We start from the raw sequence: 13,537 nt of genomic DNA on the forward strand, positions 1-13,537 counted from the left end.
CTGTTAGCTGGGGAATAAAAAAATAAAGCCATCCGGCTAGGATGGCTTTATTTTTGTTTTCCCCAGGGATATAATAATATAAAGGTCAAAAAAGGTCAGAATAAAAGGAGGGGCTTCAATGGATATAAATAGGATGACTGAGAAAATGCAACAAGCTTTTATTCAGGCACAATCATTAGCTGCTGAACACCAACATCAGGAAGTGGATGACGTCCATTTATTTCTAACAATGTTAACTCAAGAAGAAAATTTAGCTATTACCATTCTTGAAAGGCTAGGGGAAAACGTTGAAGCGTACAAAAAGGACTTAAAAGTTGCTTTACATAAAAAACCACAAGTATCAGGTAGTGGTACAGAAGTTGGGAAAATGTATATCACCTCTAATTTACAAAGACTTCTAGTCGAAGCTGAAAAAGAAATGAAGCAGTTTCATGATGAGTTTCTTTCAGCTGAACATATTTTGCTTGCCTTGCAAAAAGCCAATCCAACGGATGCTAACAAACTTATCAAAACGAATAAAATTGGTCGAGAAAAGCTCCTATCGGTTATTAAAGATATAAGGGGGAATCAACGAGTGACCTCACAAAATCCTGAGGCGGGTTATGATGCCTTAAAAAAGTATGGTAGAGATTTAGTCGAAGAAGCTAGAAATGGAAAAATGGATCCAGTCATTGGTCGAGACAGCGAAATTCGGAACGTGATTAGAATCCTTTCACGAAAGACTAAAAATAATCCAGTTTTAATTGGAGAGCCTGGGGTTGGGAAAACGGCCATAGTAGAAGGACTAGCCCAAAGAATCGTCAGACGTGATGTTCCAGAAGGTTTGAAGGACAAGTCCATTTTTTCATTAGATATTGGTGCTCTTATTGCAGGGGCAAAGTTTAGAGGAGAGTTTGAAGAAAGATTAAAGGCTGTATTAAATGAGTTAAAAAAGAGTGAAGGGAAAATTCTTTTGTTTATCGATGAACTCCACACAATTGTGGGGGCAGGAAAAACAGAAGGAGCGATGGATGCGGGGAATATGTTAAAACCAATGCTCGCTAGGGGAGAACTTCATTGCATTGGTGCTACCACACTTGATGAACATAGAAAATATATTGAGAAAGATCCCGCTTTAGAGAGAAGATTTCAACAAGTCCTTGTTCAGGAACCAACTGTGGAGGATACCATTTCGATTTTAAGAGGGTTGAAGGAAAGGTTTGAAATTCATCATGGAGTCAATATTCACGATCGGGCAATAGTTGCAGCATCCACACTCTCGGATCGATATATTACCGACCGCTTTCTTCCTGATAAAGCAATCGACCTTGTCGATGAAGCTTGTGCAATGATACGAACAGAAATCGATTCAATGCCTAACGAGCTTGATGAGGTAACAAGAAGGGTTATGCAATTGGAAATTGAAGAAGCGGCCCTACAAAAGGAAAAGGATGAAGCTAGCAAGGAAAGGTTAAATGCCCTACAAAAGGAACTGGCAAATTTAAGAGAAAATGCTGGTGTGATGAAGGGAAAATGGGAAAAAGAAAAAGAGGATATACAAAAGGTCCGTTTGAAGCGGGAAACTCTTGAAAAGTTAAGGCATGAACTAGAAAAGGCGGAAAATGAATACGATTTGAACAAAGCAGCTGAACTTAGACATGGACGAATTCCGGCATTGGAAAATGAACTTAGAGAAATTGAAATGCGGGTTTCTGACGGAGAGAAAGAAGACAGGCTCCTCCGTGAGGAAGTGACAGAAGAAGAAATTGCTTCGATTGTGGCAAGGTGGACAGGAATTCCTGTTACAAAGCTTGTTGAGGGAGAAAGGGAAAAACTACTCCGCTTAGAAACAATCCTCCAAAAGCGCGTGATTGGTCAAGATGAAGCTGTTTCCCTTGTTTCTGATGCTGTCCTTAGAGCAAGAGCGGGGATAAAAGATCCGAACAGGCCAATAGGGTCTTTTATATTCCTAGGTCCGACAGGGGTTGGGAAGACAGAATTGGTTAAAACGCTAGCAGAAGCATTATTTGACAGCGAAGAACAACTGATACGACTTGATATGTCAGAGTATATGGAAAAACACACTGTATCAAAATTAATCGGAGCACCTCCAGGCTATGTTGGCTATGAAGAAGGTGGTCAGTTGACCGAAGCAGTAAGGAGAAAGCCATATTCTGTGATTCTTTTTGATGAAATTGAAAAGGCCCATCCAGAGGTATTTAATATTTTACTTCAAATGCTTGATGATGGACGAATAACTGATTCTCAAGGCCGGACGGTTGACTTTAAAAATACAGTCATTATTATGACGTCGAACATTGGCTCCCACTTTTTACTTGAACAATCTGATGCTGAAGAAGGAATAGGGGAGGAAGCAAGAGAAAATGTAATGGGGCAACTCCGCAATCACTTCCGTCCGGAATTCCTAAATCGTGTAGATGAAATCATATTATTTAAACCACTTCAAATTAATGAAATAAAAGCAATTGTTGTGAAACTTTTGGATGAATTGCAACATAGACTAAAAGACCAGCATATACAGATAACAATCAGTGAAGAGGCAAAGGAATTTATTGCAGTTAATGGATTTGACCCAGTTTATGGTGCAAGACCTTTGAAAAGGTATATACAAAGAAATGTGGAAACCAAGCTAGCGAGGGGTATTATTGCTGGGGAAATTCGTGAAAAGAGTCGTATAGAAATATCTGTCAAAGATGAACAAGTAGAAATTGTGGTCATATAAAAAAAGTCATCCTATACTTAGGATGACTTTTTAAAACTCTCAAATTAATGAGATCCATGTTGGTCAGCAGGACCATCAGGAAGCACTAATGGAATGATGAAAACCAATATGGTTGTTGCGACTGTCAGAATGATTCCAGTTTGGAGATCATAGCCAACTCCAAGCATGGAGCCGGTTACATAAGTCAACATTTGAACAAGTAGGAATGTCCAAAATAAAGTCCAGAAATAACGCATAATTTTCACCTCTACCCTGCAAAAGTTCTTATTTTATCTTACCATAATGTGAAAAATTAATAAATAAAAAATAAGCAACTACAAGACTATCTTAACCTTCACCACCATAGGCTAATCCCCATTCATTTTGACGACAACCTCATACATTAATATGAACAAACTGTTTAAAGGAGTTTTGAGATGATGGAGAACCGGAACTTCAGACTGGATACCGAATGGAACATGATACATTACCCTCACAGGCCTAACGGTTTCGGTATCTTAATTTTGGGAGACGAGAGACATTTTGTGGATAGCCAAAACAGTTTTTGGACGCAAAATGAGGGGAAACGCAAACTTCTTCAAGATTTTAAACAGGCTGGGTATACCATATTCTACTCGAATTTATTTGGGATGAATTGGGGAAGCCAAAATGCAGTAGATCTAGCTGCACGATTATGTGCCCATATTCGCCGGACTGAAATCTTGAATGACAAAATACATGTATTTGCAGAAGGAATGGGAGCTCTTACTGCACTGAAACTATTGAAAAGGGAGACGAGGATTCGTTCTTTATTATTGCTAAATCCAATACTCTCTTTAAATAAGCATTTGGAACAGGAGAAAGAACATAAATTTTTCTATAAAAAGTTATTACAGGAATTAGCTACAGCCTATCAAATAGAACCAAAAGATGTGCTAAGCTATCTTGGCGAGCAGGAGGAGTTCCTTCATATTCCTAATGGAATTCCTGTTAAGGTAATCCATGTACTCTCTGGCAATCGTGCCTACAAGCAATCTACGATAATAAAAGAGTTCAGTCAAACTTGGAGGGAACAAGATGTTGATTTCAATATGTGTTATATGGTCCCTGAAAAAAAACCTCAAATAGGGTTCCAGAGTATTCAATTCTTTAATAAACATGAACATGACCTATAAACCCGATGCAATAATTTTCACCTGATGTCATAGGATACATTGAAGATGTATCAGGGGGACTGTATATGGATAGGGCAATAATTATTGGCACATTTGGCTTTTTAGGGTACAGTATTTGCCGGGCTATGCTTGATGAGGGAGTTGAAGTTAATGCAATTCCTGTAGGTGAGGAGCCCGATTGTTTTATTGAAGAGAAGCGGATGGAAATTGGTCGGAATGCTAATTTTTGCGAGGAAGAAGTTCGGATACTAAATGAATGGAAGGGTGAAGCCCTCATTCCGGTAATCATCCCATTCTTTGATTTTTATCTGATGGGCATGGAGGAGAAATTGTTTGAAAATTACTTTCTTCAGGAAGAGCTATTTTCATTACCACCGGAGAAATTTCCTATCATCTTATTAATTCCTGAGCAACTTGAATATGACGGCACTTCCAAATTTGAACCGCTAGTTAACCTTAAGCAGAATCTAACTAAAAAGGGTTTCTTGCTAAAAGAAGTACTAGTTCCAACTTTATATGGGCCATGGCAACCTGAAGGTTGTTTTTTTCAGCAGATCCTTTCTTTGGGTGTAGAAGCAGTTACTTTCCCATCTTTGAATTCTAGAGAATCGACTAGTGATGCCATTTATGTAGCCGATGCAGCAACTATCGTTAGAGATTTGCTGGAAGAAGCTAGGTCGGGAAAGTATGTAATGCGAAGTGGCAAGAAAAGTGGTTGGTGTAAATGCTTGGAAAGTATATATTATACTTTATTAAAGTCAAAGGAATTAGGCGAAGAGAAAAAAAGTTGGGAAAATGAGCTAAAGAATATGATGAAATTGAGAGCGCCCTTAAATCAGGAACAAAAGTTGAGTGAAGATTATCGTCGGGTCTATGTACAAAAACCAATGGATACCCTTGAGGGGTTGGAACAACAGCGAAAGCAATATTTACGTCTATTAAAAGGGAAACATGATTAAATCGTGAAAACCCTTTTCAAATGAACTGTTAAAAAGTAAAATTAATATTATGCCTTATTATAGGCAACAGAAAAAAGGCCAGCTACTATTAATTCCGAGTCACGTATGCAATAAAAGGAGTGGCAGCAAATGTTGAAACGTTTTGGGCTTATTTTGTTTAGCCTCCTATTGTTGGTAGGTTGCGGACAACCTCTTACAACAGGGAAAATTGAAAAAGTTGGCCTACTCGTTCCTGAAACAATTAATGACCAAGTCTGGGGGACAGAGGGTTACCGAGGATTGTTGAGAATTCAATCCCGTTTTAATATCGACGTCTATTATAAAGAAGGGATGAACTCCGAGCCGTTAGTTGAAGCCGCTATAAAGGAATTTGAGGGAAATGGTGTTAATCTCATATATGGCCATGGGAATGAGTATGCTGAATATTTTAATCAGATTTCAGAGAAATATCCAGATATTCATTTTATTAGTTTTAATGGCGATGCAAAAAATGAAAATACCACAAGTCTAAATTTCGATGCGTATGCGATGGGGTTCTTTGGCGGAATGGTTGCAGCACATATGACGCAATCAAATCACCTCGGCGTCATTGCGGCTTTTGAATGGCAACCAGAAGTCGAAGGTTTTTATGAAGGAGCAACATTCTATAACAATGAAATTGATGTGGAAATTTATTATGTTGGCCACTGGGATAATGATGAAAAGGCCATACAAATTCTCGATAGATTACTTTCAAGGGGCGCTGACGTGATTTATCCAGCCGGTGATGGCTATAATATTCCAATTATTGAACGAGTAAAAGAACAAGGCTTGTTTGTAATTGGTTATGTTTCAGATCAATCAGATTTGGGGGAGTCCACAGTGCTAACCAGTACGGTTCAGCATGTAGATGTCCTTTATGAGCTAGTTGCTTCTAAATATAATGAAGAGACATTGGAATCAGGAAATTTATATTTCGATATTCCTGATGGGGTGATTTCCCTTGGGAAATTCAGTCCTAATGTTGATAATGAATTCAGGGAAGTCATGCATCAGCATATTAACACGTATAAATCGACTGGAAAACTGCCAAATGATTAACGGATTTGGGGCTGCGGCAAAAAGATTGCCGCAGCTTTTTTGTACATTGATTGTTAGAGGTAAATTATTTTTTTAAAAACTGCTCAAATAAGGGTCGGATTTTACTAAACATAGGTTTTAATTGTTTGGCGGAACCTACTAGCGAATCAATATGCATCATGATTTCTTCAAAGTTTACCTGATTTAGAAGGTTGTCTTCAGCTTGAGTTTCAGCTGGCTTTTTGTCGTCGCCAAGATGGCTTTTGTTTTGACCTGGACCAAACATTAAACGATCAAAAGGGTGTGTATTATCCACAGTTTCTTTCGGGTTAGGGCTATCTATTTCTTGTTGGCTATTGTCAACTTTATCGTAATCCATTTAGATCCTCCTTTTCAATAATTCTTCTACTGTTGTAGTTTATGTTGTTAGGCAACACCTGGCATAGTCATTAGCGGAAACGTGGAATTCCTGTTGCAGGTATGCACCATCTTCTGATAAAATTAGTACCAGCTAATAATATTTGATGTTAAATAATAACATGACCAGAGATGATAAAAGGAGATGGCCCTATGAATGCAGGGATAATCGGTGTTGGGCGTTTTGTTCCAGAGAATATTGTTACCAATTTTGACCTTGAGAAACGAATGGATACTTCTGATGAATGGATACGAACCAGAACAGGTATAGAGGAAAGAAGAATTGCCGGTGATGATGTGGACACATCAGAGATAGGTTATCATGCGGCGAAAAAAGCAATAGACGCAGCCAAAATAGCACCTGAGGAAATAGATATGATATTAGTTGCGACTGTTACCCCAGATCAGGCTTTTCCTAGTGTTGCATGTATGCTTCAAGAAAAGCTCGGTGCTAAAAAGGCAGCAGCAATGGATGTTAGCGCTGCATGTGCAGGTTTCATGTACGGGATGGTGACTGCAAAACAGTTTATTGAAACAGAAGCTTATAAATATGTTTTAATTGTAGGTGTGGAGAAATTATCGAAGGTAACGGATTGGGAAGACCGCAATACAGCAGTCCTATTTGGTGACGGTGCTGGAGCTGTGGTAATGGGACCAGTTAGCGATGGAAAAGGAGTTCTATCCTTTGAGTTAGGTTCTGACGGATCAGGTGGTAAATACCTTTACCAGGATTCGCATATTAGAATGAATGGTCGGGAAGTCTTTAAATTTGCGGTTAGACAAATGGGCGAAAGTAGTATCAATGTCTTAGAAAAGGCTGGTTTAACCAAGGAAGATGTTGATTTTCTCATCCCGCATCAGGCAAATATTCGAATCATGGAGGCTGCAAGGCAGCGTCTTGAACTTCCGATTGAAAAGATGTCAAAAACAGTTCATAAATATGGAAATACCTCTGCAGCCTCGATTCCTATTTCTATGGTTGAGGAACTAGAGGCAGGAAAGATTAAGGATGGAGACCTCATTGTCATGGTTGGTTTCGGAGGCGGTCTAACTTGGGGCGCTATTGCCATGCGCTGGGGACAATAAAAGTTCTTCAAAAGGAGATGACTTAAGTGGAAAAACGGAGAGTCGTTATTACTGGAATCGGGGCAGTGACCCCAGTAGGAAATGATGCTGAGACAAGTTGGAAAAATATTCTGGCAGGCGTATCTGGCGTTGGACCCGTTACAAGGGTAAACGCTGATGAGTACCCGGCAAAAGTTGCCGCTGAGTTAAAGGATTTTAATATAGAAGATTTTGTAGAGAAGAAGGAAGCGAGGAAAATGGATCGCTTCACTCATTATGCAGTTGCGGCTTCCTTAATGGCAGTAAAAGATGCGGATTTAGAAATCAATGACCAAAACGCAGATCGGATTGGGGTTTGGATTGGATCTGGGATTGGTGGCATGGAAACTTTTGAACAACAGTATGAAAACTTTCAAAAACGAGGTTACCGCCGTGTAAGTCCATTTTTCGTGCCAATGCTGATTCCAGATATGGCTACTGGACAAGTCTCCATTAGTTTAGGAGCACGAGGATTTAATTCTTGTACGGTAACAGCTTGTGCAACAGGAACGAACTCTATTGGTGATGCATTTAAGGTTATCCAGCGTGGCGATGCTGATGTTATGGTTAGTGGTGGTGCTGAAGCTCCCATTACCAAAATGAGCTTTGCTGGCTTTTGTGCCAACACTGCACTCTCAACTAACCAGGATCCTTTAAAAGCAAGTCGCCCATTCGATAAAAACCGCGATGGCTTTGTCATGGGAGAGGGAGCAGGGATTGTTGTCCTTGAAGATTTGGAACATGCATTAGCTAGGGGGGCAAAAATATACGCGGAAATCGTTGGTTATGGTGCAACAGGGGATGCCTATCATATTACGGCCCCGGCTCCTGAAGGAGAGGGTGGTGCCCGTGCAATGAAAATGGCTTTGAATGATGCAGGCTTAAATCCGAATGACATTGGCTATATTAATGCTCATGGAACAAGCACAGATTATAATGATAAATTTGAAACAATGGCAATAAAGAATGTGTTTGGGGAGCATGCATACAAGTTGTCTGTCAGCTCGACTAAATCAATGACAGGACATTTGCTTGGTGCTGCAGGTGGTATTGAAGCCATCTTCACAGCTCTTGCAATAAAAGAAGGAATATTACCTCCTACAATCAATTATGAAACACCAGATCCGGATTGTGACCTTGATTATGTACCGAATGAAGCTCGTAAACAGGAAATTCAAGCAGCCCTTAGTAATTCCCTAGGCTTTGGGGGGCATAATGCCACCATCGCACTAAAAAAATATAATGAATAGTCTTAAACGCCTTAAATCATGTTGATTTAAGGCGTATTTTTTTCTTTGTTCCGATGGTTTCACTGTTATGAACGAATGGGTGTATCTTACATAAGCTAATATGAGAAGTTTGTTAACTACTAGATTCCATAGGGGTGAGTGGTGTGGGAGGAGTCAAGACGGATAAGTGGCTAGAAACCGATTTTCATCGTCCATTGGAAATTTGTGAAAGGATGAGGGACTCTTTTGGAGGAGATTCGCCAAATAGGATTTATCAGTATTTATCAGACTTTGGGATGTACCGCCCGAATCGTCGTACACTACGATCATTTAATGAGTTGAAAGAAAAGAAGGCGTGGGATTGTTTAGAAAGGATCTTTATAAAATATAAGAAGAAGTGGCAGGGACCTGATGTTCCAGTTTATTTGTTTCCAAAACATACAGGTGGAATCTTTTCAACAAGGAGTCTGGACACCGAAAAGTCAGGTGTTTCGTTTGATGATAAGGTATTCCTTTTTATCTCATCTTTAGATGATGAAAAGGAGCTAGAAGCCCTATTCGTGCACGAATACCATCATGTATGCCGTCTGAATAAACAAAAGAAGAGTAAGGACTATACCTTATTAGATTCAGTTATTTTAGAAGGTTTAGCTGAAAATGCTGTTCTTGAAATGTGCGGTGAGGCTTATCTTGCAAAATGGTGTACTCAATATTCTCCTAAAGAACTATCAAAAATCTGGAACCACGAATTCAAAGACCATTTACAGTATAAAAAAACAACTAGACTACATGACGATTTATTATTTGGTCTTAAGAAATATCCGCCATTGATTGGTTATGCAGTAGGATACAAGATTATTACACTATATAAGGAAAAAAATGATTTATCCATTGAGGATTCATTTGTCCTACCATCTGAAAAGTTCGTGAAGGATGTTAATTTATAAAGATTCACTTTACACTGCAAAACGAACGCAGTGTGTTTGTTTTAATTTCTACTACAGCAAGGAAGGAAAATTCCTTTAATAATCGTTACTGTCTGTAGCAAATAAGGAATAATTTTACTTATGTCTGCCCATACTGAGTGCAAAGAGTAACTTGATGAGAGGGGTTGTGATCATGTTGTATCTTCACGATGTTTGGGTGAATTGGTTTGAAGGTGAAGAAAATGGCTACAATGTTTGCCATTTCCACGAATGGAGAAAAGATGATGGGGTAGAACTTTTGGATCAGGTGCCACTATTAAAAATTGATTCTCTATTATTTAATTACATAGAAAATGATTTATCAGAGTTACCTCAGCAGCTTATGGATGATATCTATCAAAAGGCTTTTTTACGGAAAAATCATGAACGAGTGCAATTGGATTACTGTTTTGTAGTATCAGATGGTGTTGGCATTTTAGCGGTAGATACGATTGGATATAATATTCCAATTCGAAAAAGTAGATTAATCCCACGGCAGGAACAACTAGTTTTTGAAATGCTTGAAAACCAAGAAACAAGTAACTATAACTTTAACGATCAATCATCCTTGAAAGATTATCATATTCTATCACCAGCCCCAGATTTAATGAGGGGACTTACTAGAAAAGAAAGACAGTTAAAGCAGCTTTTGTTTATGGCTATGGACCAGTTGCATTCTTCTCAAAATGTTGCCGAGGTCAGGTACTGGCTGACGGAATGGAGTCCTGAAAAGTATGAAGAGATTCAACAACTTTCTTTTGAGGATGTTTGGGAGGAACTATATGATGAAACGAAATATGGATGGTCAAAAAGACATTATGCTTTCTGTGAAAATTTAATTAAAGGTCAAACATTTTTCGAAAAGCTATGGGAGATGGAGCACGGATCAAAGGTGAATTAAAAGGAGCCAAGGGCTCCTTTTTATTTTCCATCATTTTCAGTTTATCTTCTTTTTCTTCCTAGTCCCATTGCATTTTCCATCTTTTTCACCATTTTGCCGGCCACGATATTGGCTTTTTCAGCACCTTTGTCTAGAATATCATCAAGCTCTGAGGATTCCATTAATTCTTGATATCTAGTTTGAACTGGTTCAATGGCTTTTACCACAACTTCAGCAACATCCGCTTTAAAATCTCCATAACCTTTTCCTTCATAAGCCTGTTCAAGCTCTTGAATTGATTTATTTGTCAGAATGGAATAAATAGAGAGTAGATTAGAGATTCCAGGTTTATTTGCTTTATCATATTTTACGATTCCCTCTGAATCTGTTACCGCACTTTTGATTTTCTTTTCAATCTGCTTTGGAGTATCTAGCATTGAAATAAAGGCTTTGGTGTTTGCATCAGATTTGCTCATTTTCTTTAGTGGATCTTGTAAGGACATGATTCTTGCACCAACCTTAGGAATACGTGCTTCAGGAATCGTAAAGATATCGTTATATTTTTTATTAAACCGCTCTGCCAAATCTCTTGTCAGCTCGATATGCTGCTTTTGGTCTTCACCAACAGGAACTAGATCAGCACTGTATAAAAGAATATCTGCTGCCATAAGTGGTGGATAGGTTAGCAAGCCTGCTGTTACAGCTTCTTTTCCTGCAGACTTATCTTTGAATTGAGTCATTCTTTCAAGTTCACCAATATAAGCAACACATTGTAGCATCCACCCTGCTTGGGCATGAGCTGGAACTTCTGATTGGATGAAAAGTGTTGCCTTTTCCGGGTCAATTCCAGAAGCTAGGTATAAGGCTGCAAGACTTCGCGTGTTTTGACGAAGTTGTAGCCTATCTTGGGGAACAGTGATAGCGTGTTCATCAACAATACAGAAATAGCAATTATATTCATCCTGAAGTTCGACGAACTGTTTCATTGCTCCGATATAGTTGCCGAGGGTAATTGTCCCACTAGGCTGGATACCTGAAAAGATTGTTTTCATTTTTTATAACCTCCGAAATGATAAAAGAATAGAAAAAAAGACCATACATCCCCATAAAATAGGGACGAATGGTCCGCGGTGCCACCCTAATTACTCTAAAAAAGAGCCTCTCATTCATGCGTTCAATTGCATGATCCGGTAACGCTGGAAACGTCTACTGCTACATTTTTTATTTCACAGTAGAGGCTCGAAAGTCCATTCCACATGCTCGGTTGTTTGTTCGCACCAACCACAAACTCTCTGTAAAACCTGTGCAAGTGTACTACTCTTTGTCAACGCCTGATTATCATCTTCTAATGAGAAAATTATAAATCACTATGAGAATAGAATCAAGGAGGCTATTGTTTTTTTCATACTACTGCTAAATGCGAGCCTCATTGTTTTTATTGCTTAGTGCATCCTTAAGCCAATTTTTTCCTTCAACCATCCGTGCAACAAGCATTGCGCATACTGTATTTCCAGTTGAGTTTAGTAAGGTTGCTGGTGCATCAATAATTGTACTTATAACAGCAATAATGGGTAGAACTTCAGGCGGTAAGCCAAAAACGCTCAGTATTAACATTTCGCCTATCATTCCTCCTCCAGGTATGGCTCCCATGACAGCACCAACCAGGAATGAAACAGCAAGGATGCTTAAGATACTTGTAAGGCTGGTCGTTTCTTTCCCAAATAAAGCGAACAGAAAAACAATTTTTATTACGCCGCCAATGACTGACCCATCTTTATGGGTATTGGCGCCAAGTGGAACTATGGTTTCGGCAATATCAGTAGGAACTCCCATTTTTCGAACCGCTGTTAAATTGATTGGAATACATGCCGCGCTTGAACAAGTGGCAAGTGCAGAAACGGATGGTGTGATAGCATTTTTCCAAAACACCTTGACCCCCAAGTTGCCACCAGCGATGAATGCATAAAGAGTGAAGAAGCCAAAAAAGTAGATGCCAGTAATCACTAAATACAGGATAAATGCCCGTGCATAGCCTTCAAGAAGCTGAGGTCCAAGCTGTCCAATAATCGAAGCAAAATAGGCGCCTAAGCCAATTGGAGCATAGTACATAATAATGCCGACCATTTTCATGAAAACAGCAGACCCTGATGATAAAAATGCGGCAATCGGTTTGCCTTTTTCACCTGCTAAGGCAGTGGCAATCCCAAACAATACGGAAAAAACAATGAGTTGTAGCATATTGCTTTTAGATAATAGGAGTGAAAAATCGGATACTGTAAATGTATTGACTAACTGGCCAAGAAACGTTATTTCCTCTGTGGGGGCTGTTTCTTCGGGTGTCGTCATGAAGCTTTTAATGGATGAGATGTCAGCCTCTTTTATAGGGTTTATAATTGAAGTACCTATGATGCCGAGAACGGCTGCAATGAAGGCTGTAAGAAAAAAGACAACCAGAATACTTCCCATGATTTTCCCGAGGCGTTTCATTCCACTCATGTTGCCAATGGCAGAGGAAATACTAAAAAAGACCAAGGGAACAATCATCATGAATAATAAATTTAAGAATATATCCCCAAGCGGTTGTAGGATTTGGGCACTCGGACCAAATATTAGGCCAATAGCGCCACCCAGCAATATGGATCCTAAGAGTATTAAGGTAAACCGATAATTTCGAATAAATGATTTCAATTTAACACAGCCCCTCTTGTACAATTACAGCTCTAATATAGCAGGTTTAGGACTAATCTACACTAGTATTTAAAGAGTAATTGTTACGGTTTATAGACGCAGGTTAATATTTCATAAAGGCTCTTTTCTCAAACTTTTTTGCTCTTGGATACAAATTCGGTTGAATTAAGCCTTGTTTCACTTCAAAGTACCCTTTTAATAATGAGAAAAGAGCGCGCAAACTTCTTATCACGTACCAAACAGCTTATCTTGCGTTAAAATCGGCTTTAGGTAGTAAAAATCGGCTTTAAGATTTTTACAATTTTACCAACAATCTTTACGAAAACAGCCTTCATAAAAATCCAAACAAAAAAAGGCCAA

The 13,537-nt window shown here is 38.9% G+C and carries 12 protein-coding genes and 1 other annotated feature; of the genes, 8 read left to right on the plus strand and 4 right to left on the minus strand.

The window, feature by feature from the left end; translation table 11 throughout:
• The first annotated feature begins 118 nt into the window (after positions 1–118).
• Entirely contained in the window at positions 119–2,722 is a 2,604-nt protein-coding gene (clpB, locus tag LG336_RS03700; RefSeq protein ID WP_404331209.1) for an ATP-dependent chaperone ClpB, read from the plus strand.
• A 44-nt stretch (positions 2,723–2,766) separates the two neighbouring features.
• Here the strand turns inward: clpB and LG336_RS03705 are convergent, their stop codons facing one another.
• Entirely contained in the window at positions 2,767–2,958 is a 192-nt protein-coding gene (locus LG336_RS03705; protein ID WP_404331210.1) for a YjzD family protein, read from the minus strand.
• A 180-nt stretch (positions 2,959–3,138) separates the two neighbouring features.
• Between LG336_RS03705 and LG336_RS03710 the strand changes: the two genes are divergently transcribed.
• The 3 genes from LG336_RS03710 (at position 3,139) to LG336_RS03720 (ending at position 5,915) form a co-directional block, all read left to right on the plus strand.
• A complete protein-coding gene (locus LG336_RS03710) occupies positions 3,139–3,876 on the plus strand; it encodes a hydrolase (protein ID WP_404331211.1) in 738 nt (245 codons plus the stop codon).
• A 65-nt stretch (positions 3,877–3,941) separates the two neighbouring features.
• Entirely contained in the window at positions 3,942–4,835 is an 894-nt protein-coding gene (locus LG336_RS03715; RefSeq protein ID WP_404331212.1) for a hypothetical protein, read from the plus strand.
• 129 nt (positions 4,836–4,964) lie between these two features.
• The gene (locus LG336_RS03720) at positions 4,965–5,915 is read left to right on the plus strand and encodes a BMP family ABC transporter substrate-binding protein (protein WP_404331213.1); all 951 of its coding nucleotides are present in this window, start codon (positions 4,965–4,967) and stop codon (positions 5,913–5,915) included.
• A 64-nt stretch (positions 5,916–5,979) separates the two neighbouring features.
• Here LG336_RS03720 and LG336_RS03725 read toward each other — a convergent pair whose 3' ends face one another.
• Positions 5,980–6,273, minus strand: coding sequence for a hypothetical protein (locus LG336_RS03725; protein ID WP_404331214.1), 294 nt, complete (start codon positions 6,271–6,273; stop codon positions 5,980–5,982).
• A 191-nt stretch (positions 6,274–6,464) separates the two neighbouring features.
• Between LG336_RS03725 and LG336_RS03730 the strand changes: the two genes are divergently transcribed.
• The 4 genes from LG336_RS03730 to LG336_RS03745 all read left to right on the plus strand — a co-directional run bounded on the left by LG336_RS03730 (position 6,465) and on the right by LG336_RS03745 (position 10,510).
• Positions 6,465–7,397, plus strand: a complete 933-nt coding sequence (locus LG336_RS03730) for a beta-ketoacyl-ACP synthase III (protein WP_404331215.1) — start codon at positions 6,465–6,467, stop codon at positions 7,395–7,397.
• 26 nt (positions 7,398–7,423) lie between these two features.
• Entirely contained in the window at positions 7,424–8,665 is a 1,242-nt protein-coding gene (fabF, locus tag LG336_RS03735) for a beta-ketoacyl-ACP synthase II (protein WP_404331216.1), read from the plus strand.
• Positions 8,666–8,808: 143 nt separating this feature from the next.
• Positions 8,809–9,591, plus strand: a complete 783-nt coding sequence (locus LG336_RS03740; protein WP_404331217.1) for a DUF2268 domain-containing protein — start codon at positions 8,809–8,811, stop codon at positions 9,589–9,591.
• A gap of 172 nt (positions 9,592–9,763) precedes the next feature.
• Positions 9,764–10,510: a YjbA family protein gene (locus LG336_RS03745; RefSeq protein ID WP_404331218.1), complete on the plus strand. Its 747-nt coding sequence runs from the start codon at positions 9,764–9,766 to the stop codon at positions 10,508–10,510.
• Between the two features lie 41 nt (positions 10,511–10,551).
• On the opposite strand, the gene trpS is transcribed toward LG336_RS03745, so the two are convergent.
• Positions 10,552–11,541, minus strand: a complete 990-nt coding sequence (gene trpS / locus LG336_RS03750; RefSeq protein WP_404331219.1) for a tryptophan--tRNA ligase — start codon at positions 11,539–11,541, stop codon at positions 10,552–10,554.
• 57 nt (positions 11,542–11,598) lie between these two features.
• Positions 11,599–11,826 (minus strand) — a binding site (T-box leader).
• 76 nt (positions 11,827–11,902) lie between these two features.
• On the minus strand, positions 11,903–13,177 hold the full coding sequence (locus tag LG336_RS03755; protein WP_404331220.1) for a dicarboxylate/amino acid:cation symporter: 1,275 nt from the start codon (positions 13,175–13,177) through the stop codon (positions 11,903–11,905).
• Positions 13,178–13,537: the final 360 nt, after the last annotated feature.

The organism is Mesobacillus maritimus (assembly GCF_044803185.1).
Classification (GTDB): Bacteria; Bacillota; Bacilli; order Bacillales; family Cytobacillaceae; genus Mesobacillus_B; species Mesobacillus_B maritimus_B.